16 protein-coding genes are annotated in these 16,805 nt (G+C 44.5%); 14 read left to right on the top strand and 2 right to left on the bottom strand.

The genetic code is table 11. The annotated features are described in order from the left end of the window. Nucleotides 1-124 precede the first annotated feature (124 nt). Nucleotides 125-1,486: a YcdB/YcdC domain-containing protein gene (locus AAGG74_RS19860; protein ID WP_429676924.1), complete on the top strand. Its 1,362-nt coding sequence runs from the start codon at nucleotides 125-127 to the stop codon at nucleotides 1,484-1,486. A gap of 6 nt (nucleotides 1,487-1,492) precedes the next feature. Here AAGG74_RS19860 and cwlK read toward each other — a convergent pair whose 3' ends face one another. After that, complete coding sequence (cwlK, locus tag AAGG74_RS19865) at nucleotides 1,493-1,996, bottom strand: peptidoglycan L-alanyl-D-glutamate endopeptidase CwlK (protein WP_162103076.1); 504 nt, start codon at nucleotides 1,994-1,996, stop codon at nucleotides 1,493-1,495. Nucleotides 1,997-2,117: 121 nt separating this feature from the next. Here cwlK and AAGG74_RS19870 point away from each other — a divergent pair, with 121 nt between their 5' ends. From AAGG74_RS19870 to znuB, 6 genes are all read left to right on the top strand, one after another. Beyond that, complete coding sequence (locus tag AAGG74_RS19870; RefSeq protein WP_162103075.1) at nucleotides 2,118-3,239, top strand: Rap family tetratricopeptide repeat protein; 1,122 nt, start codon at nucleotides 2,118-2,120, stop codon at nucleotides 3,237-3,239. A gap of 199 nt (nucleotides 3,240-3,438) precedes the next feature. Next, nucleotides 3,439-4,215 carry an SDR family oxidoreductase gene (locus AAGG74_RS19875; RefSeq protein WP_162103074.1) on the top strand — a complete coding sequence of 259 codons (777 nt, stop codon included), beginning with the start codon at nucleotides 3,439-3,441 and terminating at the stop codon, nucleotides 4,213-4,215. Between the two features lie 24 nt (nucleotides 4,216-4,239). Next, a complete protein-coding gene (locus tag AAGG74_RS19880; RefSeq protein WP_162103073.1) occupies nucleotides 4,240-5,931 on the top strand; it encodes a glycoside hydrolase family 13 protein in 1,692 nt (563 codons plus the stop codon). A 181-nt stretch (nucleotides 5,932-6,112) separates the two neighbouring features. Continuing rightward, nucleotides 6,113-7,075 carry a metal ABC transporter substrate-binding protein gene (locus AAGG74_RS19885; RefSeq protein ID WP_225493920.1) on the top strand — a complete coding sequence of 321 codons (963 nt, stop codon included), beginning with the start codon at nucleotides 6,113-6,115 and terminating at the stop codon, nucleotides 7,073-7,075. A gap of 54 nt (nucleotides 7,076-7,129) precedes the next feature. Continuing rightward, on the top strand, nucleotides 7,130-7,825 hold the full coding sequence (znuC, locus tag AAGG74_RS19890; protein WP_162103071.1) for a zinc ABC transporter ATP-binding protein ZnuC: 696 nt from the start codon (nucleotides 7,130-7,132) through the stop codon (nucleotides 7,823-7,825). Then, nucleotides 7,783-8,625, top strand: coding sequence for a zinc ABC transporter permease ZnuB (znuB, locus tag AAGG74_RS19895; RefSeq protein WP_162103070.1), 843 nt, complete (start codon nucleotides 7,783-7,785; stop codon nucleotides 8,623-8,625). Before znuC ends, znuB begins: the two co-directional genes overlap by 43 nt. A gap of 37 nt (nucleotides 8,626-8,662) precedes the next feature. On the opposite strand, the gene AAGG74_RS19900 is transcribed toward znuB, so the two are convergent. Beyond that, on the bottom strand, nucleotides 8,663-9,658 hold the full coding sequence (locus AAGG74_RS19900) for an LLM class flavin-dependent oxidoreductase (protein ID WP_162103069.1): 996 nt from the start codon (nucleotides 9,656-9,658) through the stop codon (nucleotides 8,663-8,665). Between the two features lie 282 nt (nucleotides 9,659-9,940). Between AAGG74_RS19900 and AAGG74_RS19905 the strand changes: the two genes are divergently transcribed. The 7 genes from AAGG74_RS19905 (at nucleotide 9,941) to niaP (ending at nucleotide 16,698) form a co-directional block, all read left to right on the top strand. Then, nucleotides 9,941-10,540, top strand: a complete 600-nt coding sequence (locus tag AAGG74_RS19905) for a TerD family protein (RefSeq protein WP_162103068.1) — start codon at nucleotides 9,941-9,943, stop codon at nucleotides 10,538-10,540. 21 nt (nucleotides 10,541-10,561) lie between these two features. Beyond that, complete coding sequence (locus AAGG74_RS19910) at nucleotides 10,562-11,143, top strand: TerD family protein (RefSeq protein ID WP_162103067.1); 582 nt, start codon at nucleotides 10,562-10,564, stop codon at nucleotides 11,141-11,143. 33 nt (nucleotides 11,144-11,176) lie between these two features. Then, a complete protein-coding gene (locus tag AAGG74_RS19915; RefSeq protein ID WP_162103066.1) occupies nucleotides 11,177-11,755 on the top strand; it encodes a TerD family protein in 579 nt (192 codons plus the stop codon). Between the two features lie 51 nt (nucleotides 11,756-11,806). Continuing rightward, nucleotides 11,807-12,580: a TerC family protein gene (locus AAGG74_RS19920; protein ID WP_162103065.1), complete on the top strand. Its 774-nt coding sequence runs from the start codon at nucleotides 11,807-11,809 to the stop codon at nucleotides 12,578-12,580. An 81-nt stretch (nucleotides 12,581-12,661) separates the two neighbouring features. Next, on the top strand, nucleotides 12,662-14,275 hold the full coding sequence (locus AAGG74_RS19925) for a YceG family protein (protein ID WP_429676925.1): 1,614 nt from the start codon (nucleotides 12,662-12,664) through the stop codon (nucleotides 14,273-14,275). A 14-nt stretch (nucleotides 14,276-14,289) separates the two neighbouring features. After that, complete coding sequence (locus AAGG74_RS19930; protein WP_162103063.1) at nucleotides 14,290-15,381, top strand: toxic anion resistance protein; 1,092 nt, start codon at nucleotides 14,290-14,292, stop codon at nucleotides 15,379-15,381. A gap of 114 nt (nucleotides 15,382-15,495) precedes the next feature. Then, complete coding sequence (gene niaP, locus AAGG74_RS19935; RefSeq protein WP_429676926.1) at nucleotides 15,496-16,698, top strand: niacin permease NiaP; 1,203 nt, start codon at nucleotides 15,496-15,498, stop codon at nucleotides 16,696-16,698. Nucleotides 16,699-16,805 lie beyond the last annotated feature (107 nt).

Below are 16,805 nucleotides of genomic sequence, written 5' to 3' on the forward strand. Positions count from 1 at the left end.
AAAGAATATCAGAAACAAATGACAATAATAGAAAAAGACCTTTTTTCACTTTAAAAGAAGAAAGGTCTTTTTATATAATAAGCAGTATTCTCTTTGTCGTAGACTCTTTGAAAGGATGACTTCATTGGTTAATAAACAGCTGAAAAAGAAGGCGCAAGAGATCGGGAATGTACCGCCTCATTATGAGCTTGAGATAGAAGATTACGATCAAAAGAAAAAGAAGAAGGGGCAGGCATATTTCACCTGGAAGGACCCTAAAGATCCGGAAAAACGCATTATCGTTGAACTCGGACATGATGGCGCTTTACTCACCTTTTCAACAACCGTACGTCCTGAGGCAGATAAAAAACTTCCAGATGCCGAACTGAAGCTGACGGCTCTGCGGTTTGCCGCTGCCTACCACCCTGGCACATTTATGAAATTCGACTTTCAAGGCAAGGAAGAACGGGGACAGCATCTCCGTTTTGCCTATACCAAAATGGAATTAGGGCTTCCCCTTCCCAATTCAGGTTTTTTAATCGATATAGCACGAACCGGAAAGGTCGTCCATTTCTTATATTACGGAGAAGAGTACAAAGCTGAAGTGCCAAAGGAATTTGTAGCCAAAGAGAAGGTTATGTCCCATTACTTAAATACAATGTCTTTGAAGCTGATGTACGATGTCGTTGATGGGGAACAGGCACCCAGACTTGTGTATGAACCGATTCTCCCGGGATACAGCTATCCCGCCGACGTCAATGAAATTGTGCCCGATCAGCATATCGCAGATGAAAGAATAGACGACGCAGTACCTCTGCCGTCGTATCATGATATGGAAGAAATCGACATATATGCCATGCTGGGCTTTACCTCTGATATGCAGAAAATCGGTGAAAAGGACTTTGGAGATGAAATAGGGAGCACGTGGCGAAAAGGTTCTGCGCCGGAACGGAAGGATTTAAGCATTGGGAGTTACTTTGAGACGAGAAATAAAAATACAATCAAAATGAAGACGGATAAAAAAACCGGGAAATTAAAAGCGGCGATTTCTTTTATGGATCAGCCGATCAGCCGCCCGTGCTCAACAGAAGAATGCCAAAGGACGGCGCTTCAATTTTTGTACGCCCTCTATCCGAGAGCGGCTGAGTTTTTCAGAGCGAACCCTATTCGAGTTGATGAAAGAGGGCGGCTCCGCAATCATTTTTCTGTCTGGTATAAAGGAGTGCCGCTGCGGTTCGGCGCTGCCCGCATCCTTGTCAATCCGGAAACAGGATTGATTGACGCTTTTATGGCACCGGATATTGATCCTGAGCAATTGGAGGCGATCAATCACAGGCCGGATGTTTCTGCTGAAGAAGCGAAAGAAACGTTTTTGGCTTCATTTGATGTGAAGCTGGAGTGGCAGCCTGATTTTACAGCAGGCAGCGACCATCACTACAGACTTGTATATAAGCCGGTTTATCCTGCCTATATTGATGCGCATGTAAGGAAAAAGAAAAGGCTGTGAGGGAGGTTAGTCAGGGACCATTTCCAAGTGGGGATAGTCCTTGAATCGTTTCCAGTCTCCGCCCCACTTAAAACCGAGTTTCTTAGCAATCTCGACAACCTCCAGCCAATCTGATTTCCCGTTTTGATTGCCGTCATACTCCATATCCCATATGATGCTCCCATCCTTTTTTTGAAGGGCGAAATCAATAGCTAAACCATAGTTATGATACGATTCCCCTCCTCTTGCATAGGTGACAATATTCCCTTTTTTTGTGCGTCCCTGTTTATATAATTCGTCTTGTTCCTTAAAGGATCTGAATCCTTCTGTAATGACGATGGAAATACCTTTATTCGCTGCAGCGGCCTTGAGGGCATCGGCATTTTGCTGCACAACCGGATGAAGCTCCGAAGGGACAGGCATATCCTTCAGGGCGTTTTGGGAATGCCATTCATGACGTACATAGCCCAAACATAGATCTAGCAGAAATAAAATACATAAGATAACAGATGTTTTTGCGGATAATTTCATATCGTTCTCACTTTCTCATGATGTGCTGAATGTAAATGCTTTCATTGATTGACTCTCTCTAAAAGCGAACATTTATGATAAAATATAACATAAATAGTAGCAGGAGGAAGGAGGCAGACCGATGAAAGCGAAGATTCCATCTGAGGAAGTAGCAGTAAAGCTAAACGATTGGTACAGGTTCATTCGCGCATTTGAAGCAGATCAAGCAGAAGCGTTAAAGCAGGAAATTAAATACGATTTAGAAGACATGGAAGAAAACCAGGACTTGCTTTTATATTTCTCTTTGATGGAATTCCGGCATCGAATCATGCTTGATAAGCTGATGCCGGTGAGAGACAGCGACACCAAGCCTCCGTTCTCTGAGATGCTGAACGAAATTGAAAGCAATCAGCAAAAACTCACAGGCTTATTGGAATATTACTTTTATTATTTTAGAGGGATGTACGAATTTAAGCAGAAAAATTTCATATTAGCGATTGACCATTATAAGCATGCTGAGGAAAAACTCGAGTATGTCGAGGATGAGATCGAAAAAGCTGAGTTTCTTTTTAAGGTTGCAGAAGTATATTATCACATCAAACAAACGTATTTTTCAATGAATTATGCGAGCCAGGCACTTGATATCTATACAAAATATGAATTGTACGGCCGCCGCCGCGTACAGTGTGAATTTATCATCGCCGGAAATTTGACTGATGTTTATCATCATGAAAAAGCGCTTACGCATTTGAACAGTGCTTTAGAGCATGCAAGGCAGCTGGAAGAAGCGTATATGATCGCCGCTGCCTATTATAATGTCGGGCACTGTAAGTATAGTCTTGGCGATTACAGTGAAGCGGAGCACTATTTCAAAACAGCCGCCGCCATTTTTGAGGAGCACTATTTTCAGCAGGCTGTTCAAGCTGTTTTCTCACTGACCCACATCTACTGTAAAGAGGGAAAATACGACCAAGCGGCAGAGACGTACGAGCGTGGGGTAAAAAGCGCCACTGAATGGGGAGATGACATATATGTAACGAAATTCCGCCTCATTCATGAGCTGTACCTTGGAAAGGGCGACCGGGACATGCTTACAGAATGCTTTGACCTCCTGGAATCCCGCCAGCTTCTTGCCGATGCTGAGGATCTGCTGCATGATACAGCGGAACATTTCAATCAGCAGGAACGGTATGAGTCTGCTGCTTTCTTTTACCGCAGGCTGATGAATATTAAAAAGAGGCTTGCTGAGCAGCGCTTTCAATAGTTTTTTTAAGTGGTTGAAAACCATTAAAGTTTTGACAACAAATACGGCTGCACAATCGCTCAAGCAAAAATCATTTCAGAATTGTGCCCATTATCTTAGGCAGAGAGCACACAGGCTCTCTGCTTTTTGTGCTGTTTTTAACCAAAGAAAATGGGGTATTTTCCACTGCAGAATGAAAAATCAGAGGAGGATATCGTTTATGTATAAAGATTTAACTGGAAAAACAGCGATTGTGACAGGTTCTTCAAAAGGAATCGGAAAAGCCATTGCAGAGCGGTTTGGACAGGAGAAAATGAATATTGTCGTGAACTATCACAGCGATCCATCTGGAGCCGATGAAACTGTGGACATCATTAAGAATAATGGAGGAAACGCCGTCGCGGTTAAGGCGGATGTGTCAAAAGAAGAAGGAATTCAGGCGCTTGTTGATGCCGCTTTAGAGCATTTCGGCACACTCGATGTGATGGTGAACAACTCCGGCTTTAACGGCGCGGAGGCGATGCCGCATGAAATGGATCTTGAGGATTGGCAGAGAGTCATTGATGTTAACGTTACTGGAACCTTTATGGGAGCCAAAGCAGCGCTTAAACACATGATGAAAAACAACATCAAAGGCAATGTGCTGAATATCTCGAGTGTTCACCAGCAGATCCCGCGCCCTGTCAACGTCCAGTATTCCACGTCCAAAGGCGGCATTAAGATGATGACAGAAACGCTGGCGCTTAATTATGCGGAAAAAGGAATCCGCATCAACGCAATAGCACCCGGCACCATTGCCACTGAATCAAATGTTGATACGAAAGAGGAAGAGAGCAGACAAAAACAATTGAAAAAGATTCCGATGAAAACCTTCGGAAAACCGGAAGAAGTGGCGGCAGCGGCAGCTTGGCTCGTATCTGGGGAAGCGAACTACGTGACTGGCACAACTTTATTTATCGACGGCGGAATGACACTTTATCCATCTCAGCTTGAATAGGACGCATAACAGGGGGATTGCGGGATGAAAACAGAATGGTGGAAGGATGCGGTTGTGTATCAAATTTATCCGAGAAGCTTTCAGGACAGCAATGGAGATGGGATTGGAGATCTGCGGGGGATCATTTCCCGCCTTGATTATATAAAGGAGCTCGGAGCGGATGTCATTTGGGTTTGCCCGCTCTATCCTTCTCCAAATGTTGATTATGGCTATGATGTGACAGACCATAAAGCAATTATGGACTCATATGGAACGATGGACGATTTTCACGAACTGATTGACCAGGTGCATCAGCGGGGCTTAAAGCTGGTCATGGACTTTGTATTAAATCACACCTCTGTCGAGCATCCATGGTTTAAAGAAGCTGAAATGGACAAAAACAGCAAATACCGCAGCTATTATTTTTGGCGCCCCGGCACAAAAAACGGCCCTCCGACAGACTGGGTGTCTAACTATGGACGCCCGGTCTGGGAATATGAGGAGCATACGGGAGAATATTTTCTTCATATGAATGCCGTCAAACAAGCTGACTTAAATTGGGAGCATCCTGAAGTGCGCCAAGCAGTGTTTGAGATGATGAGGTTTTGGCTCGATAAAGGGGTGGACGGCCTGCGTATAGATCAGCTCCATCTCATTTCTAAGAAAGAATATCTTCCTTCATATGAGGACTATATCAATCAACAGGCAGAACCGAAATCCTTCAAGCCAAATGGCGAACGAATCCATGAGTATTTAAAAGAAATGACTGATGAAGTATTTTCTCGGTATCATGTGATGTCTGTCGGAGAGGTAGGCAATGTCACACCGGATGAGGGCCTGAAATATACGGGTACAGATGAGCATGAGCTGAATATGATTTTTCACTTTCAGCATATGGAGCTTGACCAGCAGGCGGGAAAAGAAAACTGGGATTTAAAGCCTCTCGAGCTGTCTGATTTAAAAGCGGTCTTAACAGCATGGCAAAAGAAGCTTGAACATCAAGGCTGGAATACCTTGTATTGGTGCAACCACGACCAGCCTCGGATTGTGTCCAGGTTCGGAGATGATGGGGAATATCACAAAGCATCTGCGAAAATGCTGGCCACTGTTCTGTATCTCATGAAGGGAACGCCGTACATGTATCAAGGTGAAGAAATCGGGATGACAAACGCGCCGTTTACCCGAATTGAGGACTACAAAGATATACAAACGGTCAATATGTATCATAGACGGGTGTTTGAAGAGGGGTATGACCCAGATGATGTGATGAAATCAATCTTAGCCAAAAGCCGGGATCATGCCCGGACGCCGATGCAGTGGAGCAGCGGTAAAAATGCCGGTTTTACTGAGGGCACGCCTTGGCTGAAGATCAATCCTAACTTTACGTCCATCAATGTGGAAGAGGCACAGACAGACCCTGATTCGATCTTAACCTATTACAAAAAGCTGATCCGCCTGAGAAAGCAGTACGCTGATCTCATCAAAGGAAGCTATGAGCTTTTGCTTGAGGATGACCCGCAACTGTTTGTATACATGAGAGAAAACGGAAAACAGCAGCTATTATCGGTCAATAACTTTTCAAACAAACAGGCTGTTTTCCGATGGCCGAAGCAATGCGGTAAGGAACAATCATCCCTGCTTCTTAGCAATTATAACAACAATGGTGATCTTGCTGACGAAATGGTATTTCAGCCTTACGAGAGCAGAGTGTATCTTCTTGACAATACAATCAAATGACTTAAGCCCGGCATTTCAGCCGGGTTTTTTACGTGCTTATATTCGCGCCATAGATGGGAAGAATAAAATAAATAAAAAATTAATCTTGCAAAACGTAATGACTTCGGTTTATTATGATATAGGATTACAAAATCGTTATCATTTTGATTTAAGTCATTTTGAAAAAGAGGGGATATACGCTATGTTTAAAAAATGGAGCGGTTTGTTTGTGATTGCAGCGTGCTTCTTATTGGCTGCAGCATGCGGCAATTCATCAACAAAAGGGTCGACAGATTCTAAGAGCGATAAACTGCACATTGTCACAACATTTTATCCGATGTATGAATTTACGAAACAAATTGTAAAAGACAAAGGCGATGTGGATTTATTAATCCCATCTTCAGTCGAACCGCATGATTGGGAACCAACGCCGAAAGACATTGCCAACATTCAAGGTGCTGATTTGTTCGTTTATAATAGTGAATACATGGAGACATGGGTTCCGACAACTGAAAAAAGCATGGGCCAAGATCATGCCGTTTTCGTCAATGCGAGCAAAGGTATTGATTTAATGAAAGGCTCTGAAGAAGGGCACGAAGACCATGAGGACCATGAGGAGCATGATCACAGCCATGAAATGGACCCCCACATATGGCTCAGCCCTGTTTTGGCGCAAAAGGAAGTTAAAAATATTACGGCGCAAATCGTAAAACAGGACCCGGATCATAAAGAATACTATGAGAAAAATAGTGCAGAATATATTGCAAAACTGCAGGATCTTGATAAACTATATCGTACAACCGCAAAAAAAGCAGTGAAGAAAGAATTTATTACGCAGCACACAGCTTTTAGCTATCTCGCAAAAGATTACGGTTTGACGCAGGTTCCGATTGCAGGGCTTTCACCTGAACAAGAACCGAGCCCAGCCGACTTGGCAAAGCTGAAAACATATGCAAAAGAACACAACGTAAACGTTATTTATTTTGAAGAAATTGCATCCTCAAAGGTCGCAGAAACGCTTGCCAATGAAATCGGCGCGAAGACAGAAGTGCTCGATACATTGGAAGGCTTAAGTAAAGAAGAACAGGATAAAGGGATAGGGTATATCGACATTATGAAGCAAAACCTTGATGCCCTGAAAGATTCACTATTGGTTAAATCATAAGATAGTGTGCGCCGGAGGGCGCACGCTATTTCTTTGTGAGAAAGGAAGATTAACATGAATCTCGTCTCATTGAAAGGTATCGTTTTCGGCTATTCACACACGCCTGTGCTGGATAAGGTATCACTTGATATTGAAAGCGGTGAATTTGTCGGCATCACCGGACCAAACGGCGCTTCTAAATCGACGCTAATAAAGGTCATGCTTGGCATGCTGAAACCGTGGGAAGGCACAGTGACAATCAGTAAACGGAATGCAGAAGGCAAACGCCTGACCGTAGGGTACGTCCCGCAGCAAATTTCTTCATTTAATGCCGGGTTTCCGAGCACAGTGCTGGAGCTTGTCCAGTCAGGCCGCTACACAAAAGGGAAATGGTTTAAGCGTTTAAATGAAGAAGATCATCTTGAAGTAGAAAAAGCATTGAAAATGGTGGAAATGTGGGACCTCCGCCACCGGAAAATCGGTGACTTATCAGGCGGACAGAAGCAGAAAATCTGTATCGCCAGAATGCTTGCCAGCAACCCGGATCTCTTAATGCTGGACGAACCGACAACAGCCGTTGACCATGAAAGCAGAAAAGGATTTTACGAATTTATGCACCATCTCGTGAAAAATCACAACCGCACAGTTGTCATGGTCACTCATGAGCAAAATGAAGTACAGCAATTTTTAGATAAAGTAATTCGATTGGAGAGAGGAGAAAAAGGCGGATGGAAATGTTTGACTTGGAATTCATGCGACGAGCTTTTCTAGCAGGCGGCATGATCGCCATCATGGCTCCGATTTTAGGAGTATATCTCGTTCTCAGAAGACAGGCCTTAATGGCTGACACACTTTCACATATTTCATTGTCGGGTGTTGCCATCGGCTTTTTCCTCAGCACCAATATTACAGCGGCGAGCATAGTCGTTGTGACGGCCGGCGCCATCGGAATTGAATACATGCGGCGGGCATATCGGACATATTCAGAGGTGTCCATTGCGATTTTAATGGCAGCTGGTTTGTCCTTCGCAATGTTTTTAATCAGCCTTTCAAAAGGCACCGCCAATATGAGCATCGACCAATACTTATTTGGATCGCTCGTAACAGTGAACCAGCAGCAGGTGTATATAATCGCCATCATTACAGTGCTGATTCTCCTTTATTTTATTGTGCTGAAGAGACCCCTCTACCTGCTGACGTTTGATGAAGCAACAGCAAAAACATCAGGAATTAACACAAACTTCCTGTCAATGTCATTCAGTATCGTCACAGGCCTTGCGATCTCAGTCATTATCCCGATCATCGGGGTTCTTCTTGTATCAGCCCTGCTCGTATTGCCGGCGGCATTCGCCATCAGAATAGCCAAAGGCTTTAACATGGTATTTATGACCGCCATACTCATTTCATTATTCAGTGTATTTATGGGTCTGACATCGTCCTATCAGCTTGGAACGCCCCCAGGGCCGTCTATTACCCTGCTTTTAATCGTTCTGCTTTTGATCGGGTTTATCATTCAGGGAGTTTGGACGTTTATCAAAAAGGAAGCTTTGCGTAAAAAAGGGCGCCAATAGCTTAAAAAGCAGTTTTCCAAATGGAAAACTGCTTTTTTTATAGAAATATCCCGGCAAGCCGCTCATACGATTCTTTTTTTGCTTCAAAATCAAACACATTGCACAGAATCATGATTTCATTTGTTTCATAGCGGTCTGCGAGCGCTAATAGCTGCTGCTTGACGGTGTTTGGAGAACCGATCACCATCCGCTTTCTGTTTTCTTCTATCTGTTTTTTATCAGCTGCTGTGTAGGGGTGCGCTTTTGCCTCCTCGATGCTCGGCACACGGCTGTCCAAGCCTTTTCCGACGCGAAGAAGCCATAAATCCTGGCTTAAAGCTAGGTCTTCTGCCTCTTCATCTGTTTTTGCGCAAATGACAAAAATCGTAAACAGCGTTGCCGGAGACAAGAAATGGGCCGATGGCTGAAAGTTTTCCCGATAGACGCGAAGCGCACTTTCTCCCCGTTCGGGATTAATGAAATGGCCAAAGACATATCCAATGCCCTTGTGCGCCGCACGCCTTGCGCTGTTTTCACCAAGCCCGAGCACCCATAGCTCCGGTGCAGTATCGATAAGGGGCGCCGCTTTGATTCCGGCATACGGATGCTCGGAAGGAAGGGAATCTGTGAGAAAATATGAGACATCCTCAAGTTGTCTGTTAAATTCGGTCAAGCTTTTTTTCACTCCGTCCGTTAACGCAAGACGGGTCTTTGTTGTGCCGCCGGGAGAACGCCCGACGCCAAGATCAATCCGGTTTGGGTACAGAGCCTCGAGCTGGCGAAAGGTTTCAGCCACTTTAAACGGGCTGTATTGGGGCAGCAGAACGCCTCCCGATCCGACACGAATTGTGCTTGTCTGTGCTGCGATCCGGGCGATCATGATTTCAGGCGCTGTGCTTGCCAGTCCTTTCGTGCTGTGATGTTCGGCAAACCAATAACGCATATAGCCCCACTGTTCGCTTAATTGGGCAAGCTCAACCGAATGCTGGAGAGTCGTCACAGCACTTTCTTCTTTAGAAATAGGTGCCTGATCAAGTATGCTTAAATGAATCAAAAGGACGCTCCCTTTCTGTCTGTTTTTAGAATGTGACACAAGAATAGGCAAAATGACTTGTCCGCGTCAAATGGTTTGTTTAAAATACGTATTTCATAGCATTTGCATAACAGATAGCAAATATGGAGGTTTTTTTCGAGGATTTTCGTCAATTATTCTAAACTTTTACGAAACTTTGGTATAATAATAAACGTATATATTAATAATTTACGGCTTATTTTTCATGTGAGCCTAAAAATAAAAGTGACTATCTTCATATTTTGATGAGTAGGAGTGAATCGTGTGGCAATTTCTTTAGAAAAAGGTCAGCGAATTGATTTAACAAAAGGAAAAGCCGGCCTGTCAAAATTGCTGGTCGGTCTTGGTTGGGACCCGGTTTCTTCAGGCGGAGGTTTCTTCAGCAAACTGCTTGGCGGAGGCGGTCCGAATATCGACTGTGACGCGTCAGTGCTGATGCTTGAAAACGGAAAATTTACCGATAAGAAAAATTTGATCTATTTCGGCAACCTGAAAAGCCGCTGCGGCAGCATAAAGCATACAGGAGACAACCTGACGGGCGACGGTGATGGCGATGACGAGCAAATCATAGTAGATTTGGAAAAAGTGCCTGCACACATTGATAAGCTTGTATTTGTTGTGAACATTTATGATTGTGTCAGAAGAAGACAGGATTTCGGCATGATTCAAAACGCGTTTATCCGTGTGGTCGATCAATCTAATCAAGAAGAAATGCTCAAATACAATTTGCGAGACAATTATGCCGGCAGAACAAGCCTGATTACAGCTGAAATTTACCGCAGCGGCAGCGAGTGGAAGTTTGCGGCGATCGGTGAAGGCACAAATGATACAAGACTAGAAGATATTATCAGCCGGTACGTATAAAAGAATAGGAGTGGATGAAGCATGGCAATTTCATTGGCAAAAGGACAAAAAGTAGATTTAACAAAAACAAATCCGGGTCTTTCAAAGGTTGTTATCGGTTTAGGCTGGGATACGAATAAGTATGATGGCGGACACGACTTTGACCTTGATTCAAGTGTGTTTCTTTTAGATGCGTCTGGAAAATGCGCATCTCAAAATGATTTTATTTTCTATAACCAGCTTGAAGGCGGTAATGGTTCAGTCGTCCACTCAGGCGATAATTTGACTGGTGCTGGCGAAGGCGATGACGAGAGTGTCAAGGTCAACCTCAGCGCTGTGCCTGCTAACATTGATAAAATCTCATTTGTTATCACTATTCATGAAGCGGAAGCGCGCAGCCAAAACTTTGGACAGGTATCAAATGCGTTCGTTCGCATCGTCAATGAAGAAACAAATGAAGAACTCATCCGTTACGACCTTGCCGAAGATTTCTCTATTGAAACGGCAATCATTGCAGGGGAGCTTTACAGACATAACGGCGAGTGGAAATTCTCCGCTATCGGCTCAGGCTACCAAGGCGGCCTTGCCCGGATCGCAACGGACTACGGCTTGCAAGTCGGTTAAGACAAATACAAAGAGCAAAAGGAGAGAGACAATATGGCCATTCAATTATCAAAAGGAGAACGCATTGATTTAACGAAAACCAATCCGGGACTCGCAAAAGCGGTAATCGGATTAGGCTGGGATACAAACAAGTACTCGGGCGGACATGATTTTGATCTGGATGCTTCAGCCTTTTTAGTAGATGCGAATGATAACTGCGTGAATGATCTCGATTTTGTCTTTTATAATAACCTTGAACATCCGAGCGGCGGTGTCATCCATACAGGTGACAACCGCACAGGTGAGGGTGACGGGGATGATGAGCAGATTATCGTTGACTTTTCAAAGATCCCTGCTAACATTGAAAAAATCGGCATCACAGTGACCATTCATGATGCTGAAGCACGCAGCCAAAACTTTGGACAAGTATCCAACGCGTTTGTCCGCGTTGTGGATGAAGAAACGCAGAATGAGCTGCTGCGCTTTGACTTAGGAGAAGACTTCTCCATTGAAACAGCTGTTGTCGTTTGCGAGCTTTACAGACACGGCGGCGAGTGGAAATTCAATGCGATCGGCAGCGGTTTTTCCGGCGGACTGGCTTCATTGTGCCGGAACTACGGTTTACAAGTGTAAGCGAGTGACAAATAGAGACGTCACCGTTTTAAAGTAATGGGAGGAAAAAACTTGGACTTTTTACATCATATCATGTCTACGTATGCTTCATTTTTCGATTGGAAAATGTGGGGGGAAGTTTTGACTGATCCTGTTTCATGGGGTCTGATCGGTTCCCTTGTTGTTTTGGAGGCTCTTTTATCAGCTGATAACGCGCTTGTTCTTGCGGTCATGGTTAAACACCTGCCGGAAAAACAGCGGAAAAAAGCGTTAACGTACGGGTTGTTTGGAGCGTATATTTTTAGGTTTATTTTTATCGGGCTCGGCATGCTCCTCATTAAATTTTGGTGGATTAAAGTGCTTGGCGCGCTTTATCTGGCTTGGATCGTCATTAAGCACTTCTGGATCGGCGAAAAAGAAGATGAAGCGGACGGCATTAAGAAAAATTCGTGGATGGCCCGCACGTTCGGGATCTTCTGGGCGACTGTCATTTCAGTTGAATTGATGGACCTCGCCTTCTCTGTGGACAGCATCTTGGCTGCATTTGCAGTGTCTGAAAAAGTATGGGTGCTTATGATTGGCGGTATGCTTGGTATCTTGATGATGCGTACAGTGGCAAAAGTATTCCTTGTCCTGATTGATAAAATTCCTGAGCTGGAAAACACAGCATTCGTATTAATCGGCATTATCGCGCTGAAAATGGCGGCGAGCGCTTTCCATTACGAAATGCCGCACTCTGTGTTCTTCATTATCATTATTGCTGCTTTTGTGATTACATTTATCATTCACTACATCAACAAACAAAAGCAAGTGCGCGAACAGACAGCCGCGTCAAAAGAAGAATAAAACAAAACAAGGAGGGAGGTTTATGTCCTTCCTTTTTTGTTACAGAAATATCGTTCAAGACAAACCGGAAAGGAGGATATGATGAGACAAGAAGAACTAATCATTCATAAAGCGGCTCCGGCTGACGGGGATTGGAAAAGCCTGCTGCTTCAGCCATTGGATGAGCGGGACCACTTTGAAACAAAACAAGGCCTCTCATTTTCTCGTCTTGCGGGACAGATTTTAGGCACGCCTATTGATGAGACAGACTACTATAACGAGCTGTATGAGCTGTCTATAAACGAACGCATTACCATTCTAAGTGAAACGCTTGATAAAACGATCGAGCCGGACACATTTCAAAAGCTCCAGCATATTCATTTGATCAGCCAGAAGGAAAAAGGACTGTCAGTCAGCCGTTTTGTTGCCTTTCTAGACGGGCAAAAGCTGATTGCAAATCATTCAAATCCCTTGATGCACCGCCATTTAAGAACGGCGCTGATGACGCTTTTACACACATTTGCAGACAGGCATGATCAAGGGCTGAATCATCCTGATTTTCGCAGAGTGCTGCTTGATGTTTCGAAGTTTTCCTTGAATCACCTGAATCCTTGGCTGGAAAATACCGATATAGAGCGAGAGATGCCAAAGGTTGTTTGGTATGGTGATGCGACAAAAAGCCAGCTCTATTTCTTATATTATCTAATGATCGTCGGCTGCGATGTTCTGCTGTTCCATCCGGCAGGAACCGATCAGCTGGCGCTTGTCGATCCGAAGCAGGAGCTCAGTTTTACCGAAAAGCTTCCCGATGTGTCGGAGCTTCAGCCGTTTCCGAAAGAAAAACCAGACCGGAAATCAACAGTGGCCTACCGTTCAACAAAGGAATTTGAACATGTGCTGAACCACGAGGAATCTATGCTGTACAAGCCATGGCAGTTCAGAGAACACACACCGATGTCTGTTACGCTGAAAACAACCTATGATGAACTGTTCTTAATTACGAAAGAACGTGCCTTTATTCGACCTAATTTCAAAGCTGATCAACATTCTATCGAGATTCCAAATGTGTTTGCCAAAATTATGGGTGTATCAAAGGACAATAAAGAATATTGGAGCAGGCTTCATACATTAGCTGAGTATCAGGAAACAGAAATGGTCAGAAGCTTTCCGTTTACAAAAGAAATAAAATCGAACTATCAATTTCATTACAGCCATGCGCTTGACCACGAAGGGAATATTGATCCGGATAAGCTGATGGCCAGCAATGTGTGGCAGTACAAGCAGCTTCCGGCCGGCGTTCAGACTGCCATTGCCAAAACAATTTCGAGAATGTGCAGACAACCAAAGCTTAAGGCTTTGCATCAGGAACAAGTCAAGGATGTTCAAATCTACTTGTTTAAACAAACAACAAACCTGCCTGCTCATCTGCTGAAATTAATTCACATGTTCGACTATGCGCAAGCCGTTCCAAAGCTTCTTTTATATCACACAGAAATGAACGGCGGACTCACGCGTTCAGATGCTGCTGCTTTGCTGTTCCTGAATGAAATCGGGATTGATATCGTCATTTATAACCCTCCCGGCCATCAAGATATTGAGCAGCTTATTGAAGAGGATCAGTATGATATCCACTGGCTGGATGACATGGTGTTTCAGCAGGACTATAAAGAGCCTTCGCTTGTGAGCAGGCTGTTCAGAACGATTACCCAAAAGTAAGGAGAGAAAAAAGCATGACAACAGAAAATCAAAATCCGATTGTTCTCGATAAAAGTGAAGAAATTACCCAGCAAAAAGCTGATGATATCCGTCTCCAGCTTCGCCAAGATCCGCATGTAAAGCGGCTTGCGCAGCAAATTGACGTTAAAAACCAAATGGAGCTGCTTGAATACGGGAAGGAGCCGGCTGTTGAAATTTCCAAGTTCTCTGACCGCATCTTGGGGATGATGAAAACAACAAGTGTGACAGACTCCGGCACAATGCTGACTCAGCTTGGAAAAATCATGGATCGCTTCGATAAAAATGATTTTGATGAGCCGAAGGGATTGATGGCGAAAATTTTCAAACGCGGCGAAAGCATGATCGAAAAAATCTTTAAAAAGTATCAGACGCTAGGCGGAGAGATTGAAAAAATCAACGTTGAGATTTCGAAATACAAAGATGAGATGACAAAGACGAATTACACGCTCGATGAAATGTACGAAAACAATGTCAACTACTATATGGAGCTTGAAAAGTATGTCGTTGCCGGACAAATGAAGCTGGAAGAGATGCAATCAATCCTTCCTTCATATGAAGAAAAAGCGGCAAGCGGCAATCAGCTGGCGCAAATGCAGCTTGATACGCTGCGCAACGGCATTCAGGCGCTTGAGGAACGGGTATATGATTTGGATATGGCGCGGATGGTGGCTCTTCAAACGGCACCTCAGATCCGTCTCCTTCAGCGCGGAAATACAAAGCTGATCGGGAAAATCAATTCCGCATTCATTATCACCATTCCGATTTTCAAAAACGGCATTATTCAGGCTGTTACGGTAAAACGGCAAAAGCTTGTGGCTGACTCTATGAGCGAGCTTGACCGCCGGACAAACGAAATGCTGAAACGAAATGCTGAAAACATCTCCAGCCAAAGCGTTGAAATTGCCAGAATGGCTGGCAGACCAAGCATCGATATAGAAACGATCGAATCGTCTTGGAACACGATCGTCAGCGGCATGCAGGAAACAAAACAAATCGAAGAAGAAAACAAACGCCTCCGTGAAGACGGCGCGAGACGTATTGCTCAGCTGCAGGATAATATTAAAAAAGCAGCATTGGAGCAATAAAAAATCCCCCGCTTGTGAAACATAAGCGGGGATTTTTTGTTTTTGTTAATGACATCGTGTAAAGACAGATGTAAACTTAAACGGTAATCATTTTGTATATCAGAGGTGTTGGCAATGGGAAAACAACAGCCTATTTCTCAGCGTAAACTGCTGGGCATCGCCGGCTTGGGATGGCTGTTTGATGCAATGGATGTCGGAATATTATCGTTTATTATCGCCGCCCTGCATGTCGAATGGAACCTGTCGCCCGAAGAAATGAAATGGATCGGGAGCGTCAATTCCGTCGGCATGGCTGTCGGTGCGTTTTTGTTTGGTCTCATGGCTGATCGAATTGGCCGCAAAAAGGTGTTTATCATTACCCTTTTATGCTTTTCAATCGGAAGCGGCATTTCCGCTTTTGTGACGAGTTTATCAGCATTCCTCATCTTGCGTTTCGTGATCGGAATGGGGCTTGGCGGTGAGCTTCCAGTCGCTTCAACCCTCGTGTCCGAAGCAGTTGTGCCTGAAAAGCGGGGCAGAATGATTGTTCTTTTGGAAAGCTTTTGGGCAGTGGGCTGGCTGGCGGCGGCGCTGATTTCTTACTTTGTGATCCCAAGCTTCGGCTGGCAGGGCGCCCTGCTGTTAACCGCACTGACTGCTTTTTATGCGCTGTACTTGCGGACGGGGCTGCCTGATTCGCCAAAATATGAGTCGCTTTCCGCCAAAAAGAAATCGGTGTGGGAGAATGTAAAAAGCGTCTGGGCCAGACAGTATAGACGGCCGACTGTGATGCTGTCGATCGTTTGGTTCTGTGTGGTGTTTTCGTATTACGGCATGTTCCTATGGCTGCCGAGTGTCATGCTTTTAAAGGGATTCAGCATGATTCAAAGCTTTGAATACGTCCTGCTGATGACGCTTGCTCAGCTTCCAGGCTATTTTTCTGCCGCTTGGCTGATCGAAAAAGCGGGCCGGAAATGGATACTTGTCATTTACTTGATTGGTACAGCAGGAAGCGCCTATTTCTTCGGAACGGCAGATTCCTTAGGCCTTCTGCTTGCAGCCGGAATGCTGTTATCATTTTTCAATCTTGGTGCGTGGGGCGTGCTGTATGCCTATACACCAGAACAATATCCGACAGCGATTCGCGCGACAGGTTCAGGAACGACAGCGGCGTTTGGAAGAATCGGAGGCATTTTCGGGCCGCTTCTCGTCGGGACGCTGGCAGCCCGTCATATCTCATTTTCGATCATCTTTTCAATCTTTTGTATTGCTATCTTACTCGCGGTTGCTTGTATTTTGATTATGGGGAAAGAAACGAAACAAACTGAGCTTGAATGAGATGCTCAGGCTGTCGAGCTATTCTTGACAGCCTGATCGCATAACCAAATTACAGAGAATGAAGCTGATCCTGTAAAAAGAGGGGGAAGAGAAGCAAGCAAAAGGGT

Origin of the sequence: Bacillus mexicanus, assembly GCF_050445615.1 — a bacterium.
In the GTDB taxonomy this organism is placed as follows: domain Bacteria; phylum Bacillota; class Bacilli; order Bacillales; family Bacillaceae; genus Bacillus; species Bacillus mexicanus.